20 protein-coding genes are annotated in these 25,029 nt (G+C 57.9%); 6 read left to right on the forward strand and 14 right to left on the reverse strand.

The features are described from left to right. Positions 1 to 5: 5 nt before the first annotated feature. The 10 genes from pdxK to K5E19_RS09245 all read right to left on the reverse strand — a co-directional run bounded on the left by pdxK (position 6) and on the right by K5E19_RS09245 (position 8,344). Positions 6 to 842, reverse strand: a complete 837-nt coding sequence (gene pdxK, locus K5E19_RS09200) for a pyridoxine/pyridoxal/pyridoxamine kinase (RefSeq protein WP_221550929.1) — start codon at positions 840 to 842, stop codon at positions 6 to 8. 5 nt (positions 843 to 847) lie between these two features. Continuing rightward, positions 848 to 1,759, reverse strand: coding sequence for a cysteine synthase CysM (gene cysM, locus K5E19_RS09205; RefSeq protein ID WP_221550931.1), 912 nt, complete (start codon positions 1,757 to 1,759; stop codon positions 848 to 850). Positions 1,760 to 1,872: 113 nt separating this feature from the next. Next, the gene (gene cysA / locus K5E19_RS09210) at positions 1,873 to 2,967 is read right to left on the reverse strand and encodes a sulfate/thiosulfate ABC transporter ATP-binding protein CysA (RefSeq protein ID WP_221550932.1); all 1,095 of its coding nucleotides are present in this window, start codon (positions 2,965 to 2,967) and stop codon (positions 1,873 to 1,875) included. Then, complete coding sequence (cysW, locus tag K5E19_RS09215) at positions 2,957 to 3,832, reverse strand: sulfate/thiosulfate ABC transporter permease CysW (RefSeq protein WP_221550933.1); 876 nt, start codon at positions 3,830 to 3,832, stop codon at positions 2,957 to 2,959. Before cysW ends, cysA begins: the two co-directional genes overlap by 11 nt. After that, positions 3,832 to 4,665 carry a sulfate/thiosulfate ABC transporter permease CysT gene (gene cysT, locus K5E19_RS09220; RefSeq protein ID WP_126544309.1) on the reverse strand — a complete coding sequence of 278 codons (834 nt, stop codon included), beginning with the start codon at positions 4,663 to 4,665 and terminating at the stop codon, positions 3,832 to 3,834. The genes cysW and cysT overlap by 1 nt, the downstream gene beginning before the upstream one ends. Then, the gene (gene cysP, locus K5E19_RS09225) at positions 4,665 to 5,678 is read right to left on the reverse strand and encodes a thiosulfate/sulfate ABC transporter substrate-binding protein CysP (RefSeq protein WP_221550934.1); all 1,014 of its coding nucleotides are present in this window, start codon (positions 5,676 to 5,678) and stop codon (positions 4,665 to 4,667) included. The genes cysT and cysP overlap by 1 nt, the downstream gene beginning before the upstream one ends. Positions 5,679 to 5,851: 173 nt before the next feature. After that, positions 5,852 to 6,751 carry a Dyp-type peroxidase gene (locus tag K5E19_RS09230; RefSeq protein WP_221550935.1) on the reverse strand — a complete coding sequence of 300 codons (900 nt, stop codon included), beginning with the start codon at positions 6,749 to 6,751 and terminating at the stop codon, positions 5,852 to 5,854. A 92-nt stretch (positions 6,752 to 6,843) separates the two neighbouring features. Beyond that, on the reverse strand, positions 6,844 to 7,419 hold the full coding sequence (locus tag K5E19_RS09235) for an RpoE-regulated lipoprotein (protein ID WP_221550936.1): 576 nt from the start codon (positions 7,417 to 7,419) through the stop codon (positions 6,844 to 6,846). A 63-nt stretch (positions 7,420 to 7,482) separates the two neighbouring features. After that, positions 7,483 to 7,932: a DUF2919 domain-containing protein gene (locus K5E19_RS09240; protein WP_221550937.1), complete on the reverse strand. Its 450-nt coding sequence runs from the start codon at positions 7,930 to 7,932 to the stop codon at positions 7,483 to 7,485. Beyond that, on the reverse strand, positions 7,919 to 8,344 hold the full coding sequence (locus K5E19_RS09245) for a GNAT family acetyltransferase (RefSeq protein ID WP_003861292.1): 426 nt from the start codon (positions 8,342 to 8,344) through the stop codon (positions 7,919 to 7,921). Before K5E19_RS09245 ends, K5E19_RS09240 begins: the two co-directional genes overlap by 14 nt. 212 nt (positions 8,345 to 8,556) lie before the next feature. Between K5E19_RS09245 and amiA the strand changes: the two genes are divergently transcribed. Together amiA and hemF are read left to right on the forward strand one after the other, a co-directional pair. Then, a complete protein-coding gene (amiA, locus tag K5E19_RS09250) occupies positions 8,557 to 9,432 on the forward strand; it encodes an N-acetylmuramoyl-L-alanine amidase AmiA (RefSeq protein ID WP_221550938.1) in 876 nt (291 codons plus the stop codon). Continuing rightward, positions 9,432 to 10,331 (forward strand): oxygen-dependent coproporphyrinogen oxidase, encoded by a 900-nt coding sequence (gene hemF, locus K5E19_RS09255; protein ID WP_221550940.1) that lies wholly within the window; start codon positions 9,432 to 9,434, stop codon positions 10,329 to 10,331. Before amiA ends, hemF begins: the two co-directional genes overlap by 1 nt. Positions 10,332 to 10,410: 79 nt before the next feature. Here the strand turns inward: hemF and maeB are convergent, their stop codons facing one another. After that, positions 10,411 to 12,690, reverse strand: coding sequence for an NADP-dependent oxaloacetate-decarboxylating malate dehydrogenase (maeB, locus tag K5E19_RS09260; protein ID WP_221550942.1), 2,280 nt, complete (start codon positions 12,688 to 12,690; stop codon positions 10,411 to 10,413). Between the two features lie 289 nt (positions 12,691 to 12,979). Here maeB and tal point away from each other — a divergent pair, with 289 nt between their 5' ends. Further along, complete coding sequence (tal, locus tag K5E19_RS09265; RefSeq protein ID WP_221550944.1) at positions 12,980 to 13,930, forward strand: transaldolase; 951 nt, start codon at positions 12,980 to 12,982, stop codon at positions 13,928 to 13,930. Between the two features lie 19 nt (positions 13,931 to 13,949). After that, positions 13,950 to 15,938, forward strand: coding sequence for a transketolase (gene tkt, locus K5E19_RS09270; RefSeq protein ID WP_221550946.1), 1,989 nt, complete (start codon positions 13,950 to 13,952; stop codon positions 15,936 to 15,938). 96 nt (positions 15,939 to 16,034) lie between these two features. On the opposite strand, the gene K5E19_RS09275 is transcribed toward tkt, so the two are convergent. From K5E19_RS09275 to aegA, 3 genes are all read right to left on the reverse strand, one after another. After that, positions 16,035 to 17,078: a DUF1176 domain-containing protein gene (locus K5E19_RS09275; protein WP_221550948.1), complete on the reverse strand. Its 1,044-nt coding sequence runs from the start codon at positions 17,076 to 17,078 to the stop codon at positions 16,035 to 16,037. A 109-nt stretch (positions 17,079 to 17,187) separates the two neighbouring features. Then, on the reverse strand, positions 17,188 to 17,778 hold the full coding sequence (gene nudK, locus K5E19_RS09280; protein ID WP_100165781.1) for a GDP-mannose pyrophosphatase NudK: 591 nt from the start codon (positions 17,776 to 17,778) through the stop codon (positions 17,188 to 17,190). Positions 17,779 to 17,845: 67 nt separating this feature from the next. Then, positions 17,846 to 19,822 (reverse strand): formate-dependent uric acid utilization protein AegA, encoded by a 1,977-nt coding sequence (gene aegA, locus K5E19_RS09285; RefSeq protein ID WP_221550950.1) that lies wholly within the window; start codon positions 19,820 to 19,822, stop codon positions 17,846 to 17,848. A gap of 151 nt (positions 19,823 to 19,973) precedes the next feature. Here aegA and narQ point away from each other — a divergent pair, with 151 nt between their 5' ends. Both narQ and acrD read left to right on the forward strand, forming a co-directional pair. Beyond that, the gene (gene narQ / locus K5E19_RS09290) at positions 19,974 to 21,668 is read left to right on the forward strand and encodes a nitrate/nitrite two-component system sensor histidine kinase NarQ (protein WP_221550951.1); all 1,695 of its coding nucleotides are present in this window, start codon (positions 19,974 to 19,976) and stop codon (positions 21,666 to 21,668) included. A gap of 142 nt (positions 21,669 to 21,810) precedes the next feature. Next, positions 21,811 to 24,924, forward strand: a complete 3,114-nt coding sequence (acrD, locus tag K5E19_RS09295) for a multidrug efflux RND transporter permease AcrD (RefSeq protein ID WP_221550952.1) — start codon at positions 21,811 to 21,813, stop codon at positions 24,922 to 24,924. The last annotated feature ends 105 nt before the right edge of the window (positions 24,925 to 25,029 follow it).

A 25,029-nucleotide genomic window follows, 5' to 3' on the forward strand; every position in this document is an offset into this window, starting at 1 on the left:
TTTGTTTATACGGGGAGAATAAGCTCGTCGTAACCTTTCGACTGGGTATAAAGCATCACGTCAGTCACTCGATCGCCGGCCATGCGAATGGCGTCGGCGACGGTTTTCCCCTCTACAATTCCGCTCACCAACTCCGAACAGAACAGGTCGCCCGTCCCTTTCAGATCGGTTTCTACGCGCGGGTGCGCGCTGACGGTCACGCCTTCATTCGTCACCAACACCACGTGGATGTTTTCCGGGTCGTCAGCGACCGGCGCGCTGGTGATCGCCACCCATTTCAGGGTGTCGGAGAGAAGTCCCTGCGCCGCCGTGATGGCGCTTTCCGGCGTGCGGCACGGTTTGCCACTTAACACTTCCAGCTCAAAGACGTTCGGCGTAATCCCCTGCGCCAGCGGCAGCAGGTGCTCGCGATACGCTTCAGGGATATCCGGTTTCACATACATCCCGCTGTCGATATCGCCGATAACCGGGTCGACCAGCACCAGCAGATCGGGATGCTGTATTTTGATGATCTTGAGCCACTGGGCCAGCAGTTTTATCTGGCTGGCACTGCCCATATAGCCGGTAGTGACCGCTTTAAGCTCGCGCAGGATCTCGCGCTCGTTAAGGGCCTTAAGATAGCCGCTAAACCACTCGTCGGGGATCACCCCACCGTAGAAGGTGTCGTAGTGCGGCGTGTTGCTGAACAGCACCGTCGGCACGGCAGTCACGTTCAGCCGATGGGTACGAATATTTGGCACAGCGATACTGTTGCCCACGCTGCCGTAAACCACCTGCGACTGCACCGCAACAATATCGGTTTGCTGCGCCCGGGTTTTATCCCGGAATAGAATCATCTCCATGACGCTTAAATCCCCGCCCCCTGCGAATAACTCTCTTCACCAAAGACGCCGGTAGAGAGGTAACGATCGCCGCGATCGCAAATAATCGCCACCACTACGGCACCCGGGTTTGCCTTTGCCACCCGAATCGCACCCGCTACCGCGCCGCCCGAGCTGACCCCGCAGAAAATACCTTCGCGCACGGCCAGCTCACGCATGGTATTTTCCGCCTCGCGCTGGTGAAGATCCAGCACCTGATCCACAAGCTGCGCATTAAAGATGCCGGGCATATACTCCGCAGGCCAGCGGCGGATACCCGGAATGCTGCTCCCCTCTTCCGGCTGCAGACCAACAATGGTGACGGCCTTTTCCTGCTCGCGCAGAAAACGCGATATCCCGGTAATGGTGCCGGTGGTGCCCATGCTGGAAACAAAATGGGTGATGCGCCCGTCGGTTTGTTGCCAAATCTCCGGGCCGGTGGTGGTGTAGTGCGCGTACGGGTTGTCCGGGTTGTTAAACTGATCGAGCAGTTTACCTTCGCCGCGCTCGGCCATTTCAAACGCCAGATCGCGCGCGCCTTCCATTCCCTGCTCTTTGGTCACCAGGATCAGCTCGGCCCCGTAGGCACGCATCGCGGCACGGCGCTCCTGGCTCATGTTGTCCGGCATCAGCAGCTTCATGCGGTAGCCTTTCAGCGCGGCGATCATCGCCAGCGCGATGCCGGTGTTGCCGCTGGTGGCCTCAATCAGCACGTCGCCAGGCTTGATTTCACCGCGTTTTTCGGCCTGAACAATCATCGACAGCGCGGCACGGTCTTTCACCGACCCCGCCGGGTTATTGCCTTCGAGTTTGACCCAGATTTCACTGCCGTTGTCTGGCCCCATGCGCTGAAGCTTGACCAGAGGAGTGTTGCCGATGGTGTGTTCTAATGTATTCATGATCGCTGTCCAATAAAAAGCCCGGTGGCGCTTCGCTTACCGGGCCTACAGACGTCATATTGTAGGCCGGGTAAGCGCAGCGCCACCCGGCAAAACTACGTAATCCTAACCTATCAGGCTGTCTCTGCCAGAGCAATATCCTCGCGCGTCTCGATGCGCTCCTTCCCGTGATAAATACGCGCGTGCTGCAGCCCGACAAACAGGCGCTCGCCCCGGTGCGGCGGCTCATCGTCGCGCATCACCACGGTCAGCGGCTCGGTGTACCAGCCCAGCGGCTGTACCACCAATTGGGTGTAGTGACCTTTAGGGCTAGCTTCCAGCACCTGCACCGGCAGCGGTGAATCCAGGCTGGTTCGGCGGCTCACGTCCACTTCCCACGGACGCAGGAACAGATCGACCGGCCCCTGATGCGCGGAGGTATAGCCCAGCGGCCAGCGGTGCGCGCCGACGTGGAACTGGCCGCCGCGAATGGTGCCCTGCAGACGGTTCACTTCGCCCATGAACTCCAGCACGAAGCGGGTCGCCGGTTCACGCCAGAGCTGTTCCGGCTCGTCAACCTGCTCAATGTTGCCCTGGCTCATGACCACCACGCGATCCGCGACTTCCATCGCCTCTTCCTGATCGTGGGTCACGAAGACGCTGGTAAACTTCAGCTCTTCATGGAGCTGACGCAGCCAGCGGCGCAACTCTTTACGCACCTGCGCGTCCAGCGCGCCGAAAGGTTCATCCAGCAGCAGGATTTGCGGCTCAACGGCTAACGCGCGCGCCAGCGCCACGCGCTGTTTCTGACCGCCGGAAAGCTGGGCCGGGAAACGATCTGCCAGATGCGCAAGCTGCACCATCTCCAGCAGTTTGGTCACTTTGGCTTTGATAGCCGCTGCATTTGGACGCTCGCGACGCGGCAGCACCGTCAGACCAAACGCAATGTTGTCGAACACCGTCATATGGCGGAACAGCGCGTAATGCTGGAACACAAAGCCCACTTTACGGTCGCGGGCATGCAGGCGGCTCACGTCGGTGCCGTGAAAGCGGATATGCCCGCTGGTCTGATGCTCAAGCCCGGCGATAATACGCAGCAGCGTGGTTTTACCGGAACCAGACGGCCCCAGCAGCGCGACCATTTGTCCGGAAGGGATATCCAGCGAGATATCATTCAGCACCTGGGTGCGACCAAAAGACTTCTTAATATTGGCAATCTCAATGCTCATGATTTCCCTCCTGATGCAGACGTTTTTCCTGATTCTCTAAACGCCACTGCACCACACTCTTCAAAAACAGGGTCAAAATCGCCATCAGCGTCAGCAACGCTGCGGCAGTAAAGGAGCCGATGGTGTTGTAGTCCTGCTGCAGCAGTTCAATCTGTAGCGGCAGCGAAAGCGTTTCACCACGAATGGAGCCGGATACAACAGAAACAGCCCCGAACTCCCCAATCGCGCGGGCGTTGGTTAGCACCACGCCGTAGAGCAGCGCCCAGCGGATGTTCGGCAGCGTCACGCGGCGGAACATCTGCCAGCCGGAAGCGCCCAGCAGTACCGCCGCTTCGTCTTCGTTGCTCCCCTGGCTTAACATCACCGGCACCAGCTCACGCACCACAAACGGACAGGTCACAAAGATGGTCACCAGCACCATGCCCGGCCAGGCGAACATGATCTGCAGGTTGTGCTCATCCAGCCAGCCGCCCAACGGGCCGTTAGAGCCGTAAAAGAGCAGATAAACCAGACCGGCAACAACAGGCGACACGGCAAACGGAATATCCAGCAGGGTCAGCAGCATCTGACGTCCAGGGAAGTTGAAGCGCGTCACCAGCCAGGCGAGCAGCGTGCCGAACACCAGGTTGAACGGAACCGTGATCAGCGCAATGAGCACGGTCAGCCAGATGGCGTGCAACATATCCGGGTCCGCCAGATTTTCCAGCGCGGGCATAATCCCTTTACTGAATGCCTGGACAAAGATATAGACCGTCGGCACAACGAGAATAAGTGCGGAAACCAGCACGCCCGTCCCAATCAGAAACCATTTTGCCCAGTTGATGCGGGGCGCATCGTAACGCTTCAATTGAGTAACCTCCGCCATCAGTGACCTACCACACGTCGACCAAAGCGACTTTGCAGAGTGTTAATTGAGTACAGCAGCAGCAGCGACGCGGCGAGGATCACCGAAGCAATCGCGCTCGCAGCCGGATAATCAAACTCCTGCAAACGCACAAAAATCATCAGCGAGGTCACTTCCGTTTTCCACGCGATGTTCCCGGCGATGAAGATCACCGCACCAAACTCGCCGAGGCTGCGGGTGAAGGAGAGCGCCACGCCCGCCAGCAGCGCCGGAGAAAGCTCCGGCAGCACAACCTTGCGGAAACTCTGCCAGCGCGTCGCACCCAGCGTTTCCGCCGCTTCTTCATATTCCGGGCCTAAATCTTCCAGCACCGGCTGTACGGTACGCACCACAAACGGAATGCTGGTGAAGGCCATCGCTACGGCGATACCGAGCCAGGTATAGGTGACTTTGATGTCAAACTTCGCCAGCCACTCGCCGTAAAACCCGTTAACCGAGAACAGCGACGCCAGCGTTAAGCCCGCCACCGCCGTCGGAAGGGCAAACGGCAGATCCATCAACGCATCAAGCAGCGTGCGGCCCGGGAAGCGGTAGCGGGTTAAGATCCACGCCATCAGCAGGCCGAACACGCCGTTAAAAATCGACGCCACAAACGCCGACAGCAGCGTTACCTTATAGGCCGCCACCACCTGCGGGTTGGTGATCACCTCCCAGTACTGGGCCCAGCTCATATCAGAGAGCTGCACCACCAGCGCGCTGAGCGGTAACAACAAAATCAGACAGACGTACAGCAGGCTGGTCCCGAGGCTTAAGGTAAAGCCCGGCAGCACGCGTTTTGTCGAGACTGCAAACATTACTTACGCCCCGCCGCCAGCAATTTATCTAACTCACCGCCGCTGGCAAAATGCGTTTTCATCACTTCAGGCCATGAGCCGAAATGGTCTTCGACGCGGAACAAATCGGTCTGCGGGAATTTATCTTTCAGCTTGCTCATCACGTCCGGGTTATTCACGCGGTAGTAGTAATCGGTAATGATGGTCTGCGCCTGCGGGCTGTACAGATAGTTGAGATAGGCTTTTGCCGCTTTCTCGGTACCGTTTGCCTGCACGTTTTTATCCACCCAGGCCACCGGGAACTCGGCCAGAATGTTAGTTTTCGGGATTACCACTTCGAAGCCCTGCGCTTCGTACTGTTTACGGATATTGTTTACTTCGGATTCGAAGCTAATCAGCACATCGCCAAGACCGCGCTCTGCGAAGGTTGTGGTCGCGCCGCGGCCGCCGGTATCAAACACTTCGACGTTTTTCAGGAACTGGGTCATGAACTGCTCGGTCTTCGCTTTATCGTTACCGTCAGCTTTATCCGCCGCGCCCCACGCCGCCAGATAGGTATAGCGCGCGTTGCCGGAGGTTTTTGGGTTCGGGAAAATCAGCTTCACGTCGGAACGCACCAGGTCGTTCCAGTCGTGGATGTTCTTCGGGTTGCCCTTACGCACCAGGAAGCCCATGGTGGAGTAGAACGGGGAGCTGTTGTTTGGCAGACGGCTCTGCCAGTCCGCCGGGAGCAGCTTGCCTTTGTCGTGCAGGATCTGCACGTCAGTCACCTGGTTGTAGGTCACCACATCGGCTTTCAGCCCCTGCAAAATCGCCAGCGCCTGTTTGGACGAGCCGGCATGAGACTGCTTGATCGTCAGCTTGTCGCCGTTATTATCTTTTGCCCACTGCTGTTCAAACGGTGGGTTAAGGGCGGCAAACAGCTCGCGGGAGACATCATACGAACTGTTAAGCAGCTCGGTTGCCTGCGCCTGCGCCACCAGCAGTAAACCTGCCAGTGCCAGCGATCCTTTTTTTAGTACAGTAACGGCCATTGCGCACCCTTATAAATGTGATGACTATCTTATAGTCATAATATTTATAACGAGGTCGAAAGGAGTAACGGTTTTATATACCGTTTGGTGATTTACAAGCAGAAAAGGGAATAAGGGGTGCGGCCTGATGCCCTCACCCCGGCCCTCTCCCACAGGGAGAGGGAGAAAGGCCATTACAGCGCCAGCAGACGCTCAACGGACGGCGCGAAGTAATAGCCGCCGGTCACCGGTTTTGTGAAGCGCAGCATGGCGTCGCGCTTGCCGTCGGTATCGCCGAACATGCTCAGCAGCTGCTGTTCGATGTTATACAGGCGCGCGCAGTAGGCGCAGAAGTAAAGGCCGTGCGTGCCGCTGGCCGTACCGTACGGCAGGCTCTGGCGAACAATCTTCAGCCCTTTGCCGTCTTCCTTGAGATCAACGCGAGTCAGGTGAGACGTTACCGGACGGTCATCGCCGTCGATCTCTTCGTTGGCTTCTTTAGTACGACCAATCATCATCTCCTGGTCGTGCACGCTCATGCGGTTAAGCTGCTTGAGGTTGTGCTCCCAGCGCTGCACGAACACGTAGCTGCCGCCCGCGTCCACGCCGTCTTTGATCACCGCCACGTCGCGACGAACTTCCTCACCTGCCGGGTTTTCGGTGCCGTCGACGAAGCCGCTCAGATCGCGCTCTTCCACCCAGCGGAAGCCGTGAACCTCTTCCTGCACGTCAATGCTGTCGCCAAATGCCGCTACCGCCGCCTGGGCAACGGAGAAATTCACGTCGTGACGAAGAGAAAGAATGTGGATCAGCACGTCGTACTGCGTGGCGGGTGCAAGGCCTTTGCCGTAAGGGATAAAGTCTTTGAGCTCTTCCGCCCCTTCGCCACCGCTCAGCTGACGCCAGACGTTGTTGCCAAAGGCGACAACGGCGCCGAGGTGGGCTTCCGGGAATTTGGCCTGGAAGGTGGCCAGCTTATCAACAAACGCTTTACTGGCCGCACGCAGGGCATCCACGTCCCCTTTAACATTGGCTTCAATCCAAATCGCCGCGCGGCAATGTTCTGGCAAAATGCCACTCTGAACCTGAGACATCGCTCCTCCTGAAATAAAGATGCCACGTCAGCGTGGCATTGATGGCGGCTATTATACCCAGATTTCAGCGAGGCGGTTTGTTCAGGCGCAAATTACTTCGTCCAGAGTATTTTGCTCACTTTCCAGTTTTTTAGGGTGTCGTCAGACGGCATCAATCCTTCCGGGCCGCTCCACTCTCCGGTGAACAGGTAGTTAATATGCTGACTGCCTTGCGCCTTACATTCCACCGCAACCTTGTCGTCAGACGGGACGCTGGAGCAGTTGCCGAAGGCCCGTTTATAGAGATCGCTAAACGGGGTACCTACTTTCACACCGGTTGCGGTTGGAATGTCTTCATCCATCACCGCAATACGGTTTACCGTGCCTTTTTCGCCGTTAATCACCAGCGCCAGCGTGTCGCCCTTCAGCGCTTCGAAGTAGCGCACGATATTGCCATTTTCGGTTTTCATGCCGCTGCGCAGGCGATAATCACTGCTCAGGGCATCCTGAATGGCATCCTGATCCAGCGCGGTTGACGCGGTAATTTTTCCTACGCCCTGCTCGGTCACTTCGGTGGAAGAACCAAACCAGTTCCACGGATAGGCGGCAGACCAGTTAATAGAGGAGAGCGTCGAACAGCCGGTTAACGCCAGCGGAAGAGCGCATAAAAGTAAACGCAGCGATTTCATTGAAACGTCCTTTCTAATTAAATCAACGCTTGTTGGAGTGCGACTTCGGCAAAAAGTGCCGAATTAATCATCCTGATGTCTAAAACAGGCGCGAAGGCGTGGATTGGTCAGCAGCCACAGCAGCGCCACGATATCGGCCACAACCAGCGCAATACCGATGCCCGTGAGCGGCTCACCGTACCACCAAAGTACCGGCTGCCAGAAGAGCAGCGCAATCTGGGCAAGGATCAGCAGCCAGCGGAGCGCGCCCCAGAAGCGAGGGAGCAGATGCCGCCGTCCGCTGACCAAAAACGCCAGCACGGCCGGAATGCCCGGCAGTAATCCAATCCAGAAGGCATCGTGATCGGGATAGAAGAGATTCAGCAGCGTGTCGCCCTGCCCGCGCGATGCCCCGGCCATCACAAACAGCACCCAGGTGCGGGCCTGTAGCAGCAATACGCACCAGAACAAAAAAGGCAGCCTGACGCGGCCCTGCGCGTCATAGTCAGCCGGATGGATCTCAATACTCTTCATCTTCAATCAAACGCTTGCCCAAAGTCAGCACGTCGGCGTGCTCGTAGCCCAGACGCTCATACATGCCCAGCACCACGTCGTTATCTTCCCGCACCATAATCTGAATTTTCGGGCAGCCGCGGGCGATGAGTTTCTTTTCCAGGCGATTAAGCAGCGCATTGGCAATGCCGCGAGCCCGGTATTCCGGGTGCACGCCCAGATAATAGGCCGAACCGCGGTGGCCGTCGTAGCCGCCCATCACCGTACCGACAACCTCCCCGTTCACCTCCGCGACCAGAAACAAACTGACGTCGTGATTCACCTTACGTTCGATGTCCATTTCCGGGTCGTTCCACGGACGCAGCAGATCGCAGCGCTCCCAAAGGGTAATTACCTCTTCGAAATCTTCCTGGCGAAAAACGCGTATCTCCATGGTATTAACCGCCTTTTTGGGTTTAAAAACAGTGATTATGGCGTGAACACTGCGTTTAGCCAATAACCGGGGAAAATCTCGCCAAAATTTGGCATAATGTCACTTTGTCACGTATTGAAATGAAAAGTAAAACAATTATCAATAAGGACTGTCGTAACGGTAATCACGATACGATATAACACCAGGATCGCAATTTTTACTATTCAGGCCGCATGAGCACATTCAAACCATTAAAAGCACTCACATCGCGTCGTCAGGTTCTTAAAGCGGGGCTGGCGGCCTTAACGTTAACGGGCATCGCTAAGCAGGCTCAGGCAAAAGACGAGAGCACGCTTAAAACCAGCAACGGGCACAGTAAACCGAAAACCAAAAAGCCGGGCGCGAAGCGTCTGGTGATGCTCGATCCGGGCCACGGCGGCATTGATACCGGTGCCATCGGCAGAAACGGGTCGAAAGAAAAACACGTCGTGCTGGCGATTGCAAAAAATGTGCGATCGATTTTACGCAGCAACGGCATTGACGCCCGCCTGACGCGCTCCGGCGACACCTTCATTCCGCTGTACGACCGCGTAGAGATCGCCCACCAGCACGGCGCGGATCTGTTTATGTCGATCCATGCCGATGGCTTCACCAACCCTTCCGCAGCAGGCGCATCGGTGTTTGCGCTTTCCAACCGTGGTGCCAGTAGCGCCATGGCAAAATACCTCTCCGACCGTGAAAACCGGGCAGATGAGGTCGCCGGAAAGAAAGCCACTGATAAAGACCATCTGCTACAGCAGGTGCTGTTCGACCTTGTGCAGACGGACACCATCAAAAACAGCCTGACGCTCGGCTCACATATCCTCAAGAAGATTAAGCCGGTGCATCGTCTGCACAGTAAAGGCACCGAGCAGGCGGCGTTCGTGGTGCTGAAATCACCGTCGATTCCGTCGGTGCTGGTGGAAACCTCCTTCATTACCAACCCGGAAGAAGAGCGACTGCTTGGCACCACGGCCTTTCGTCAGAAGATCGCCAACGCCATCGCCTCCGGCATTATCAGCTACTTCAACTGGTTCGATAACCAGAAAGCGCACTCCAGGAAACGTTGATGAAACCCAATGCACAGCTGGTCAAAACCTTCCTGCTGCAGCTGCAGGATGATATTTGCCGGAAACTGGCCGCCGCAGACGGCGGTGAATTTCAGGAAGATAGCTGGCAGCGCGAAGCGGGCGGCGGCGGGCGCAGCCGCGTGCTGCGTAACGGCGGCATCTTCGAACAGGCGGGCGTGAATTTTTCCCACGTTCACGGCGACGCCATGCCCGCGTCCGCGACGGCGCACCGTCCTGAGCTGGCGGGCCGCAGCTTTGAGGCGATGGGCGTCTCGCTGGTGGTGCATCCGCACAACCCGTTTGTGCCAACCAGCCACGCCAACGTGCGCTTTTTCATTGCGGAAAAACCGGGCACCGACCCGGTCTGGTGGTTCGGCGGCGGTTTCGACCTCACGCCCTACTACGGTTTTGAAGAGGATGCCGTGCACTGGCACACTACCGCGCGTGACATTTGCCTGCCGTTTGGCGAAGACGTCTACCCGAAATTTAAAAAGTGGTGCGACGACTATTTCTATCTGAAGCACCGCGACGAGCAGCGCGGCATCGGCGGGCTGTTCTTTGACGATCTCAACGCGCCTGATTTTGATACCGCGTTCAGCTTTATGCGCGCGGTAGGCGAAGGCTATACCGACGCCTATCTGCCCATCGTCGAGCGCCGTAAAAACACCGACTACGGCGTGCGCGAGCGTGAGTTCCAGCTTTACCGCCGCGGGCGCTATGTGGAGTTCAACCTGGTGTGGGATCGCGGGACGTTGTTCGGCCTGCAGACCGGCGGGCGCACGGAGTCGATTTTGATGTCGATGCCGCCGCTGGTGCGCTGGGAGTACAGCTACGAACCAAAAGAAGGCAGCCCGGAGGCTGCCTTGAGTGAGTTTATTCGGGTTCGGGACTGGGTGTAGCTGCCGGATGGCGCTGCGCTTATCCGGCCTACTCAACCCGTAGGTCGGGTAAGCGAACGCGCCACCCGACACGCAGCGATTACAGAGGCTGAGTCTGCGCCTCAACCACCGCCAGCGCCACCATATTCACGATACGGCGCACAGAGGCAATCGGCGTTAACACATGTACCGGTTTCGCCACGCCCATCAGCACCGGCCCCACGGTTACCCCTTCAGAGCTGGAAACGCGCAGCAGGTTATAGCTGATACGCGCCGCTTCCACGTTCGGCATAATCAGTATGTTGGCCGATCCCTTCAGCGGGCTGTCCGGCATACGTTCGTTACGGATGCTCTCCACCAGCGCGGCATCGCCGTGCATCTCCCCGTCAATCATCAGCTCCGGCGCACGCTCGCGCACCAGCTCCAGCGTCTGACGCATTTTGCACGCCGCCGCGGATTTAGACGAACCAAAGTTAGAGTGCGACAGCAGCGCCACCTTCGGCTCGATGCCAAAGCGACGCACGGTCTCTGCGGCCATCACGGTGATCTCCGCCAGCTCGTCCGGGGTCGGATCGTCGTTGACGTAGGTATCCGCAATAAAGGTGTTGCCGCTCGGCAGCAGCAGCGCGTTCATCGCCCCGGCGGTATGGACGCCGTCGCGATAGCCGAAGATCTCCTGCACCACGCTAAAGTGCTCGTGGTAATCGCCGATGGTGCCGCAGATCAGCGCATCCGCCTCGCCGCGATGGACCATGATCGCGCCGATCACCGTGGTGTTGCTGATCACCGCTTTTTGCGCCTGCTCCTGGGTGATCCCCCGGCGCTTCATGATCGCGTAGTATTCGCTCCAGTACTCCTTGAAGCGCGGATCGGATTCGTTGTTCACGATCTCGAAGTCGACTCCCGGCTTGATCTGCAGGCCCAGCTTCTGAATGCGCATCTCAATCACGCTCGGACGACCAATCAGGATCGGCTTCGCCAGCCCTAAGGTGATCAGCTCCTGGGTGGCGTGCAGCACGCGCGCCTCTTCCCCTTCCGCCAGCACCACGCGCTTCGCGTCGGCACGCGCCTGGGAGAAGATCGGCTTCATAAACAGGTTGGTTTTGTAGACGAACTCGGTGAGCTTATCGACGTAAGCGTCGAAATCCTGAATCGGACGCGTCGCCACGCCAGAGTCCATCGCCGCTTTGGCGACGGCTGGGGCAATTTTGACAATCAGACGCGGGTCGAACGGCTTAGGAATGATGTAGTCCGGGCCAAAGCTCAGATCCTGATCGCCGTACGCAGACGCGACCACTTCGCTCTGCTCGGCGTGCGCCAGCTCCGCGATGGCGTGAACGGCGGCCAGCTTCATCTCTTCGTTGATCGCCGTCGCGCCCACATCCAGCGCGCCGCGGAAGATGAACGGGAAGCAGAGTACGTTGTTCACCTGGTTCGGGTAGTCCGAACGGCCGGTACAGATAATGGCGTCTTCACGCACCGCTTTCGCCAGCGGCGGCAGGATTTCCGGCTCAGGGTTCGCCAGGGCCAGGATCATTGGCGCACGCGCCATCTTCTTCACCATCTCCTGGGTCAGCACTTTCGGACCGGAGCAGCCGAGGAAGATATCCGCGCCGTCGATCACGTCCTCAAGCGTGCGCTTGCCGTCGTCTTCTACCGCGTACGCCGCCTTGGTTTCCGCCATGTTCGGCTCACGGTCTTTATAGATAACGCCCTTGGAGTCGCAGACCACAATGTTGTGTTTCTGCATGCCCAGCGCCACCAGCAGGTTCATACAGGCAATCGCCGCCGCGCCCGCACCGGAGACCACCATGCGCACGTCGGAGAGATTTTTCTCGACCACGCGCAGGCCGTTCAGAATGGCGGCGGTGCTGATAATCGCGGTCCCGTGCTGGTCATCATGGAACACGGGAATGTTCATACGCTCGCGCAGCTTCTGCTCGATATAGAAACATTCCGGCGCTTTGATGTCTTCCAGGTTGATGCCGCCGAAGGTTGGCTCCAGCGCGGCCACCACGTTGATGAATTTGTCAGGATCGAGTTCGTCCACCTCAATATCGAACACGTCGATACCGGCGAATTTCTTGAACAGTACCCCCTTCCCTTCCATCACCGGCTTACCGGCCAGCGCGCCGATGTTGCCGAGACCCAGCACCGCCGTGCCGTTAGAGATCACGGCGACAAGGTTACCGCGCGCGGTGTATTTGTAGGCCGCCAGCGGGTCTTTTTCGATTTCCAGACACGGGGCAGCGACGCCCGGCGAATAGGCCAACGCCAGATCGCGCTGGGTTGCCAGCGGCTTGGTTGGGGAGACCTGGATTTTACCGGGGACGGGGAACTCGTGAAAATCGAGGGCACTCTGTTTCAACTGCTCATCCATCTTATTTTTCCTTTCACGTATCGGTCAAAAGGGTGACGAAAGCGATCCTGTTGCACACCCTGGTGTGCCGCCTAGTATCGCCTCAGGCCGCCTCCTAAACTTTGAAGGCTGCCAAACTCTCACCATCACACATTAAAAATTGTTATCAATTTATAACAGCCATGTTACCCGTCTCAAAAGCAATGCCTCCCCCGTCTGCTATGCTTTTTTGTTAAGTCCATCATGATTTTCTCAGAAGTGTGAACTAACGCACTCATCTAACTCTTTTATTTCCAAGGAGTAATGATTTATGAACCAGCTAGACGGCATCAAACAATTCACCACCGTGGTTGCAGACAGCGGCGATATCGAGTCGATTCGCCACTACCAGCCGGAAGATGCAACCACCAACCCTTCGCTGCTGCTCAAGGCGGCCGGGCTTACCCATTTTAGTCATCTGATTGATGACGCCATTGCCTACGGTAAGCAGCGCGGAAAAACCCAGGAGCAGCAGGTCGCCGAAGCCAGCGACAAACTGGCGGTTAATTTTGGTGCAGAAATTCTGAAAAGCATCCCGGGGCGCGTGTCGACCGAAGTGGACGCCCGCCTCTCGTTCGATAAAGAAAAGAGCATTAACAAAGCCCGCCGCCTGGTGGAACTCTACCAGGAGCAGGGGATCGATAAATCACGCATTCTGATCAAGCTCGCGTCGACGTGGGAAGGCATCCGCGCGGCAGAGGTGCTGGAAAAAGAGGGTATCCACTGCAACCTGACGCTGCTGTTCTCCTTTGCGCAGGCGCGCGCCTGCGCCGAAGCGGGTGTGTTCCTCGTCTCGCCGTTTGTCGGGCGCATCTACGACTGGTATCAGGCGAAACAGCCGATGGATCCGTACGTGGTGGATGAGGATCCGGGCGTGAAGTCGGTGCGTAATATCTACGACTACTACAAACAGCACCGCTACGACACCATCGTGATGGGGGCCAGCTTCCGCCGTACCGAGCAGATCCTCGCCCTGGCAGGCTGCGACCGCCTGACCATCTCCCCTAACCTGCTCCAGGAGCTGCAGGACAAAGAAGAGACGGTGATCCGCAAGCTGGTGCCGACCTCCACCGTTCTGCCAAAACCGAAAGCCATGACCGAAGCGGAGTTCCGCTGGGAGCACAACCAGGACGCGATGGCCGTCGATAAACTGGCGGAAGGCATCCGCCTGTTCGCCGTCGACCAGCGCAAACTCGAAGATCTTCTTGCCGCCAAACTTTAACCTTGCCACGGAGTGAATTATGTCCCGTAAAGAGCTCGCCAATGCCATTCGCGCCCTCAGCATGGATGCCGTGCAGAAAGCCAATTCCGGCCATCCGGGCGCACCGATGGGCATGGCCGATATTGCCGAAGTGCTGTGGAACGACTTTCTGAAGCACAACCCGAATGACCCCACCTGGTACGATCGCGACCGTTTTATTCTTTCCAACGGCCACGCCTCAATGCTGCTCTACAGCCTGCTGCACCTTTCCGGCTACGACCTGCCGCTTGAGGAGCTGAAAAACTTCCGTCAACTGCACTCCAAAACGCCGGGGCACCCGGAGATTGGCTATACGCCAGGGGTGGAAACGACGACCGGACCGCTCGGTCAGGGGTTAGCCAATGCGGTTGGGCTGGCGATTGCCGAACGCACGCTGGCGGCGCAGTTTAACCAGCCGGACCACGAGATTGTCGATCACTACACCTATGTGTTTATGGGCGACGGCTGTCTGATGGAGGGGATCTCGCACGAGGTCTGCTCGCTGGCGGGCACGCTGGGGCTCGGCAAGCTGATCGGCTTCTACGATCACAACGGCATCTCCATCGACGGGGAGACCGAAGGCTGGTTTACCGACGACACGGCAAAACGCTTCGAAGCCTACCACTGGCACGTGGTGCATGAGATCGACGGCCACGACCCTGAGGCGGTGAAAAAAGCGATTCAGGAAGCGCAGAGCGTGAAGGACAAACCGTCCCTGATTATCTGCCGCACGGTCATCGGCTTCGGCTCGCCGAACAAGGCGGGCAAAGAGGAGGCGCACGGCGCGGCGCTGGGTGACGAGGAAGTGGCGCTGACCCGACAGAAGCTGGGCTGGAAATACCCGCCGTTTGAGATCCCGAAAGAGATCTACAGAGCCTGGGATGCCCGCGAAGACGGTGAGAAAGCTCAGCACGCCTGGAACGAAAAATTTGCCGCCTACAAAAAAGCGCATCCTGAACTGGCAGCCGAGTTTTCACGCCGCATGAGCGGCGGCCTGCCGGAAGACTGGGACGATAAAACCCAGGCGCTGATTGAAAACCTGCAGTCCAACCCGGCGAAAATTGCCACCCGTAAAGCGTCGCAAAATACGCTGAACGCGATCGGCCCTATCCTCCCCGAACTGCTCGGCGGCTCGGCGGACCTGGCGCCAAGCAACCTGACGATCTGGTCCGGCTCGAAATCGCTCAAAGAGGACATCGCCGGGAACTACATTCACTACGGCGTGCGCGAGTTCGGGATGACGGCCATTGCCAACGGCATCGCCCATCACGGTGGGTTTGTGCCGTACACCGCCACCTTCCTGATGTTCGTCGAGTACGCCCGTAACGCGGCGCGCATGGCGGCGCTGATGAAGGCGCGGCAAATCATGGTTTACACCCATGACTCCATCGGGCTGGGGGAAGACGGGCCGACGCACCAGGCGGTTGAACAACTGGCGAGTCTGCGCCTGACGCCGAACTTCAGCACCTGGCGTCCGTGCGACCAGGTCGAAGCGGCGGTGGGCTGGAAGCTGGCGGTGGAACGCCACAATGGCCCAACGGCATTAATTCTGTCACGCCAGAACCTGGCGCAGATTGAGCGCACGCCGGAGCAGGTGAAAAACATTGCCCGCGGCGGTTACATCCTGAAGGACAGCGGCGGCAAGCCGGACGTGATCCTGATTGCCACCGGCTCCGAGGTGGAAATCACGGTGAAAGCGGCGGAGAAGCTGACCGCCGAAGGTCACGCGGTGCGTGTGGTATCCCTGCCTTCAACGGACATCTTTGACGCCCAGGATGAGGCGTACCGGGAATCGGTTCTGCCGTCCAGCGTCTCGGCACGCGTGGCGGTGGAGGCCGGTATTGCCGACTACTGGTACAAGTATGTTGGGCTCAAAGGGGCGATTGTCGGCATGCGGGGTTACGGTGAATCCGCCCCTGCCGACAAGCTGTTCCCGTACTTCGGCTTTACCGTTGAGAACGTGGTGGAGAAGGCGCTGAGCGTGATTTAGTGCGGTCTGCGTTGCCGGGTGACGGCTACGCCTTAACCGGCCTACAAAACCACCAAATCGTAGGCCGGGTAAGCGACAGCGCCACCCGGCAAAAAACTACCGCGTGATCCACAGCGTAGGCCAGGCATCTGGCCCGTTCCAGTTATCACAGCTGGGCTCTTCCGCATAGCGGACCAGACGGAAGCGCTGACCGTCAAAACGCCAGCGCGTCTGGATCCCGCAATCCCCAATGCCACGCCCTAATGCCAGCGTGGTCAGTTCACGCGATTTCTCATCAAAGCTGGCATTCATCAGCTCCATCTCGCTGCTGTCGCTGGAAGGGGTAAACGGCAGACGCAACCTGACGCTGCGGGCAGCAAACGGCTTTTTGCGCGAAACTTGCCACGCCAAATCGACGGTGTTATACGCCCCGGCTTCACAGCTGACGATCAGCAGCGCTTTGTCATCGGTTAACGCGGTAACGCGGACTTCACGGCGGTTCGGGTCAAGCGAGCACTGACTGTTATTCATCCGCCAGGTGCCGTAATCCAGCAGGTCGTTCAACTCTTCATGCGTCAGCGGCGTCGGCGTCGGGTTGACGACCGCCACCTCTTTTAATGCGGGTGCGGGCGGCACGCTCAGCGGCGGACTGTTCCCTTTTTTTATCCAGGCTGTTTTGCTGCCGACGCGTTTTTGCTGGGCGTCGATAAACAACAGCGCCGCCTTCAGGCCATCCAGTGAAATGACCTGCTTACCCCCACGCAACGTCAGGGCGTGCCCTTCCTGAATGTTTTTCAAAAAAGCGGTGATGGTGGCGGCATCTTCAGTCTTCAGATGCCAGGGCGTTAACTGCCAGTGCTGAGGAGAAAGCTTAAGCGGTGCGCCATCCAGCAGCAGTCGCGGCGCAATATCAGGCTCTTTCACGGCGGGGGCAGAAAGCCCACCGAGATCGATCCGCAGCGTGGCGTCCGTTTTCGCGCCCGCGCTGCGGCTGAGCGTCATGACCAGACCGCGATGTTCACCGGTATTGCGCGCAACGCAAAAATTCTGGTTATTGCAGGTGACCTGCCAGTCAGAGAAGGACTGCTGGGCGGGGGCAGCCCACACCAACGGCGCGGGTAGCACGCAAAACAGGAAGAGAATAAAAACGCAGTAGCGCATGAATGGCACAATCCCGGAAACGAAAACGTCAATCTGGGCAGTATCTTCGTGTCCGAACCGGGCTTGCTCAATCGGATTTATCGGATAGATTTATCTGAAATGTAATCTACTACCGTTCGAAAGAGGGGCTCATGATCCCGGTCGTTTGTAAGTACTGCAACAATATTACGGCTTTACCGTCCCTGATCTCTCCGCTTCTCACCATTGCCAGTGCCTGAGAAAACGGCATTTCCAGCACCTCAATATCCTCGTCTTCAACGCCACCGCCCCGGTGAGTGCGCTGCGCATCGTTGTATTCCGCAATGAAGAAGTGGACAATTTCCGTCACGCCGCCTGGCGACATGAACAGTTCGAACACCTTTTTCACCTCACCCACTTCAAAGCCCGTTTCTTCAACGGCCTCTTTGCGGATACAAACCTCAGGCTCATCATCGTCAAGCAGGCCTGCACAGGTTTCAATTAGTCGGCCGTCAGGATTGCCATTCACCCATGTCGCCACCCGAAACTGGCGAATCAATACCACGGTCTGTTTTTCACGGTTGTAGAGCAAAATGGTTGCGCCATTGCCACGGTCGTAGACCTCGCGCTTGTGGCGGATCACTTCACCATTCTTACGCGTTAAATCATAGGTGATGTTACGCAGGACAAAGTAATTTTCGGACAGGATTTTGTCTTTAATAACGTCAATTTTGAGGGTCATACGGGCTCCACGACATAATGAGTGCAATTATACTACGCCGTGGAGCGCGCTTTGTCGCCGGTCGGATTTAGTGCGCCTTTGGCGCTGTTATCTCAAGCCAGTCGAGAATACCCTGCGCCGCGTGGCGCCCCTCTGCCATCGCGGTGACCACTAAATCGGCACCGCGCACAGCGTCACCTCCGGCAAAAATTTGCGGGTTGCTGGTCTGGTAACGATACTGTCCCTCGACAGAGGCAATGATGCGCCCCCAGTCATCCGTTTCCACGCCCTGGGCCTGCAGCCAGGGCATCGCGTGCGGGTTAAAGCCAAACGCCATGATCACCGCATCGGCAGGCAGAACGAACTCACTGCCTGCAACCGGAACGGGACGCCGACGGCCCTGCGCGTCCGGCTCACCCAGTTCGGTGCGCAACATCCGGATTCCGTTGACCTGTCCGTCCGGGGCAAGCGTCAGCTCGACGGGCTGGACGTTAAATTCAAACGCCGCCCCCTCGTCTTTCGCGTTCTTCACCTCTTTCTTCGAGCCCGGCATGTTGGCCTCGTCCCGGCGATAGGCGCAGGTCACTTTGGCGGCCCCCTGTCTCAGCGCGGTTCGCACGCAATCCATCGCCGTATCGCCTCCGCCGAGTACCACCACATTCAGCCCCTGCGTGTCGATAAACGGCTCAGAGGCGGTCGACTCAAGCCCCATCACGTGGCGGGTGTTCGCCACCAGGAACGGCAGCGCGTCATAGACACCCGGCGCATCTTCATGAGGGATACCGGCCTTCATGGAGCGGTAGGTTCCTACGCCAATAAACAGGGCATCATAATCACGCTGCAGCTGCGTGAGCGAGACATCGCGCCCCACTTCGCAGTTGAGTTCAAACCGGATCCCCATCGCGGTAAATATCTCTCTGCGCCGCGCGAGCAGGGATTTATCCAGCTTGAAGGCAGGAATGCCAAACGTCAGCAGTCCGCCGATTTCCGGATGGCGGTCATACACCGTCACGCTCACGCCGCTGCGCACCAGCACGTCGGCGCACGCCAGCCCTGCCGGGCCCGCGCCAATAATGGCCACCCGCTTGTCCACCGGGAGGACGCCGCTCATGTCCGGCGTCCAGCCCATCGCCAGCGCCTGGTCTGAGATGTAGCGCTCGATATTACCAATGGTCACGGAACCAGACTCATCGCGCAGCGTGCAGGCTCCCTCGCATAAGCGGTCCTGCGGGCAAACGCGGCCCGTAATTTCCGGTAAACAGTTGGTTTGGTGGGAGAGCTCTGCCGCGCCGGTGATATCTCCCGCGTTGACGCGCGCAATCCACTGCGGAATAGGGTTGTGCAGCGGGCAGGTCCACTCGCAGATGCTATGCTCCCCGCAGGTCAGACAGCGGGATGCCTCACGCCTGGCCTGTTCAGCCCGAAACGGCAGATAGATTTCGTTAAAATGACAGGCGCGTTCCTGCGCCGGCAGCTTGTCTGGCTCGCCCCGTTTAGGGGTATTGTGCATCTGCTGTAGTTTGGTTTGCGGCTGAACCTGTTGCACCGCCTCGCCGTGCCACGGCTGCGCTTCCAGTCGCGCGGTGCGCGTGCGCCGCGCTTTCGACAGGTTATCCAGCACGGCGGGTGTGGCAAGCGTGAGCACGTCAGCCGGGCAGTTTTCAATACAGGCAGGCCCCTGTGGCCGCGTCAGGCAGAGATCGCATTTATGTGCCGACGCCTTCACGCTCGCGTTTTCCAGCGGCGTAACGATGATTTCCATCGTGCCGAACGGGCAGGCTACCACGCAGGCTTTGCAACCAATGCATTTGTGTTGATTCACCTGTACGCTGTCGCTGTGCTTGCTGATAGCCCCGTTCGGACAGCTGTGCGCGCAGGGAGCATTTTCGCAGTGGTGGCAGGTAACGGGACTGTTCTTCCCCTTTGATTTGAGGACCGTTATGCGGGGATGAAAATGGCGCTCGCTCAGAACATGTTGCTCATCGTTGTGCGCCATCACACACGCGACCTCGCAGGCACGACACCCTATGCATTGCTGGCTGTTGGCCATAATAAAACGATTCATAACAATACCTGTTTTTGGTTCAATAACCTTATTCTTTCTATATGTACTGTATTTAGCCACGGTGACGTGTTCAGGCAATGTTCAAATGCCCAGAAAGCCGAACTATCTCCAGTGAACCTGTGGCAGATCAATTTATTCAGGAAGCTGATTTGTGACCGTTAAACGCCCTGTTTCCGGAAGCCTGGCTCGGGCTTTCTTTTCGATGATTGTGTTATCCGTTATGACCAGCGCCATCGCGCTGATGACCCTCGCCAGCAGCCAGCGAGACGCGGAGGCAATTAACATTGCGGGCTCGCTGCGTATGCAGAGCTACCGCCTGGGCTACGAGATGCAGCGCGCCAGCCCATCACTGATGGAACACCGTGAAGCCTGGCAGCAGACGCTGAGCGCCCCTGCGCTGCAAACGTTGAACCGCTGGTATGTGCCGGACGATGTTAAACAGCGCTACCACCAGCTGCATCTTGCCTGGCAGGAGATGAGCCAGCGCATCGCCAGCGGCGACACCGCATGGTATCAGGCTCACATCGAGGATTTCGTCGGCCGTATTGATGCCTTTGTGCTGGCGCTTCAGCACTACACCGAACATAAAATTCAGCTGGTGATCCTGATGTCGCTGGCGGGCGGACTTAGCATTTTGCTGCTGGCGATGGCGACGCTGCGGCGGATCCGCCGTCAGGTGGTACTGCCGCTGAACAATCTGGTCGCGGCCAGCGAGCGTATCGAACAGGGACAATTTGATACGCCCGCAGCGGATACCGCCCTGCCCAACGAGCTGGGCCAGCTTTCCCGCGCGTTTAACCATATGTCTGCGGAACTGCATTCGCTTTATCGCTCGCTGGAGCAATCCGTGGCGGAAAAAACGCAGCACCTGAATGAGGCGCACCAGCAGCTCGAAATGCTGTTCAAATGTTCTCAGGCGCTGAATACCGGACAGATAGACAGCCATTGTTTCAGGCATATTTTGCAGATCGTGCATGAGTACACGCAGATAAATTATCTGGCACTGCGGACCAGTGACGACTGGCAGCTGTTTGAAGGCAGCGAAGCCGAAGGCGCGGAGCTGCACAGTTTGCCTGTTCTGATGCAGGACACCCTGTATGGCGAACTGCGCTGGCAGAGCGAGACCGGGGGCGTGTCACTCCCGTTGATGAAGAGCGTGGCGACGATGCTGGGGCGCGGGCTTTACTTCAACCAGGCGCAAAAACACTATCAACAGCTGCTGCTGATGGAAGAGCGCGCCACCATTGCCCGCGAGTTGCATGATTCGCTAGCGCAGGTGTTGTCCTATCTGCGCATTCAGCTTGCCCTGCTCAAACGCGCCGTCCCGGAAGAGAATGCGCAGGCGCAGACCATCATCACGGACTTCTCGCGCGAGCTTAACAACGCCTGGCACCAGCTGCGAGAACTGCTCACCACCTTCCGCCTGACGCTCAACCACGCGAACCTGCCCGCCGCGCTGCAGGAGTCTCTCGAGGGGTTGAAAACCCAGACGAAGGCGAAGCTGGTTCTGGACTGTCGACTCTCATCCCTGGCGCTGGATGCGCAAAAACAGGTGCATCTGCTGCAGATTGTGCGTGAAGCGGTGCTGAACGCCATCAAACATGCCGACGCGAGCGAGATCACCGTCAGCTGCATTACCGCTGCTGACGGTACGCACAGCGTGGCTGTACGCGATAACGGTATTGGCATTGGCGAGGCGAACGAACCGCCGGGCCATTACGGGCTGAACATCATGCGCGAACGTGCGGAACGGCTCGGCGGAACGCTGCGCTTTTTACAGCCGAAAAACGGCGGAACGGAGGTCACCGTCACCTTCCGCACGCCCGCAGCGCTGGCGGGTAAATAACGGTAAAGGGGAACGCGCAGGGAAAAGCGCATGATAATTTACATTATCTCCTTTATTTCTCCACGTTTGACCTGGGCCTAACCGCTAAAGTTATGCGGGCAATAAACAATAATGACGTGCAGCAAAACGAGGTCACATTTTCATGGCGAATTTCTTCATCGATCGCCCCATTTTTGCCTGGGTACTTGCCATTCTGTTATGTCTGACGGGCGTTCTGGCGATTACTTCACTTCCTGTTGAGCAATACCCCGATCTGGCGCCGCCAAACGTGCGTGTCACGGCAAACTATCCTGGCGCATCAGCCCAGACGCTTGAAAATACCGTCACCCAGGTGATCGAGCAGAACATGACGGGTCTCGATAACCTGATGTACATGTCCTCACAGAGCAGCGCCACCGGTCAGGCCACGGTGACGCTAAGCTTTACGGCGGGAACCGATCCGGATGAGGCGGTGCAGCAGGTGCAAAACCAGCTGCAGTCGGCCCTGCGTAAGCTCCCGCAGGCGGTGCAGAACCAGGGCGTCACCGTACGTAAAACCGGTGACACCAATATTTTGACCATCGCGTTTGTCTCCACCGATGGCTCGATGGATAAGCAGGATATCGCTGACTACGTGGCCAGTAATATCCAGGATCCGCTCAGCCGCATTAACGGCGTGGGGGATATCGACGCCTACGGCTCGCAGTATTCCATGCGCATCTGGCTGGATCCCAACAAGCTGAACAGCGTGCAGATGACGGCCAAGGACGTGACTGACGCCATCGAATCGCAGAATGCCCAGATCGCCGTCGGTCAACTGGGCGGTACCCCCTCTGTCGATAACCAGGCGCTGAACGCGACCATTAACTCTCAGTCCCTGCTCCAGACGCCCGATCAGTTCCGTAATATTACCCTGCGGGTCAATCAGGACGGCTCTGAAGTGCGGCTGGGCGATGTCGCGACCGTGGAAATGGGCGCGGAAAAGTATGACTACCTGAGCCGCTTTAACGGCAACCAGGCATCCGGTTTAGGGGTGAAGCTGGCCTCCGGCGCGAACGAAATGGCAACCGCGCAGTTGGTATTAGACCGACTGGACGAACTGTCGCACTATTTCCCGCACGGGCTGGAATACAAAGTCGCCTACGAAACCACCTCCTTCGTTAAAGCCTCCATTGAAGACGTGGTGAAAACCCTGCTGGAAGCGATCGGGCTGGTGTTCCTGGTCATGTACCTGTTCCTGCAAAACTTCCGCGCCACGCTGATTCCCACCATTGCCGTTCCGGTGGTGCTACTCGGCACCTTCGCCGTGCTGTATGCCTTTGGTTACAGTATCAATACCTTGACCATGTTCGCGATGGTGCTGGCGATTGGCCTGCTGGTGGATGACGCCATCGTGGTGGTGGAAAACGTCGAACGCATCATGAGCGAAGAAGGGCTCTCGCCGCGCGAAGCCACGCGGAAATCGATGGGGCAAATTCAGGGCGCGCTGGTCGGTATTGCGATGGTGCTCTCAGCGGTGTTTATCCCGATGGCCTTCTTTGGCGGCACCACCGGTGCGATTTACCGCCAGTTTTCCATCACTATCGTCTCCGCGATGGTGCTCTCGGTACTGGTGGCGATGATCCTCACCCCTGCCCTCTGCGCCACCCTCCTCAAGCCGTTACATAAAGGCGAGCATCACGGGCAAAAAGGCTTTTTCGGCTGGTTTAACCGCATGTTCAACCGCAACGCGGCGCGCTATGAAGCGGGCGTGGGCAAGATCCTGCATCGCAGCGTGCGCTGGATGGCGATTTATGTCCTGCTGTTAGGCGGAATGGTGTTCCTGTTCCTGCGTCTGCCAACCTCCTTCCTGCCGCTGGAAGATCGCGGCATGTTTATCACCTCCGTTCAGTTGCCGAGCGGTTCTACACAGCAACAAACGTTGAAAGTGGTGCAGAAGGTTGAGAACTATTTCCACACCAAAGAGAAAGATAACGTTGTTTCCGTCTTCTCCACCGTCGGCTCGGGCCCGGGCGGGAACGGGCAGAACGTCGCACGCATGTTCGTGCGCCTGAAAGACTGGGATCAGCGCGACAGCGACACAGGCTCCTCGTTTGCCATTATTGAACGCGCGACGAAAGCCTTCAGCCATATCAAAGAAGCGCGCGTATTTGCCAGCAGCCCTCCTGCCATCAGCGGTCTGGGGAGTTCCGCCGGGTTTGATATGGAACTGCAGGATCACGCGGGCGCAGGCCACGACGCGCTCATGGCCGCCCGCGATAAGCTGCTCGATCTGGCAGGTAAAGATCCCCAGCTGACCCGCGTTCGCCACAACGGTCTGGACGACAGCCCGCAGCTGCAGGTGGATATCGACCAGCGTAAGGCGCAGGCGCTTGGCGTCTCCATTGATGACATCAACGACACGCTGCAAACGGCCTGGGGCTCAAGCTACGTCAACGACTTTATGGATCGCGGCCGCGTGAAGAAGGTCTACGTTCAGTCTGCCGCCAAATACCGCATGCTGCCGGACGATATTAACCGCTGGTACGTGCGTAATAACGCAGGCGGCATGGTGCCGTTTTCCGCCTTCGCCACTTCGCGTTGGGAAACCGGCTCGCCGCGCCTCGAGCGCTATAACGGCTACTCGGCGCTGGAGATCGTAGGTGAAGCCGCGCCGGGCGTCAGTACCGGTACCGCAATGGATATTATGGAAAAACTGGTGCAGCAGTTGCCAACCGGGTTTGGCCTGGAGTGGACGGCGATGTCGTATCAGGAGCGGCTCTCCGGCGCGCAGGCCCCTGCGCTGTACGCCCTGTCGCTGCTGGTGGTCTTCCTCTGCCTTGCCGCGCTGTATGAGAGCTGGTCAGTACCGTTTTCGGTGATGCTGGTGGTGCCATTGGGCGTCATCGGCGCGCTGCTGGCAACCTGGATGCGCGGCCTGGAGAACGACGTGTACTTTCAGGTGGGTCTGCTCACCGTTATCGGCCTGTCGGCGAAAAACGCCATTCTGATCGTAGAATTTGCCAACGAGATGAATGCGAAGGGCCAGGATCTGTTAGCCGCAACGCTGTACGCATGCCGCCAGCGCTTACGCCCGATTCTGATGACCTCTTTGGCGTTTGTCTTCGGGGTACTGCCGATGGCGACCAGTTCGGGTGCCGGCTCCAGCAGTCAGCACGCGGTCGGTACTGGGGTGATGGGGGGAATGATTTCAGCCACGATTCTGGCTATTTATTTCGTGCCGCTGTTCTTTGTGCTGGTGCGGCGTCGCTTCCCGTTGAAGGAAAAGCCTGAGTAACCAATGAAATAAAAAAGGCGGCTTTCGTAGCCGCCTTTTTAAAGTGTGATTCATTCACACTATGGTTATTTTACTTATTTAAGTGCTCTTGCAATTCTTACTGAA

The organism is Enterobacter sp. RIT637 (assembly GCF_019718755.1).
In the GTDB taxonomy this organism is placed as follows: Bacteria; Pseudomonadota; Gammaproteobacteria; order Enterobacterales; family Enterobacteriaceae; genus Enterobacter.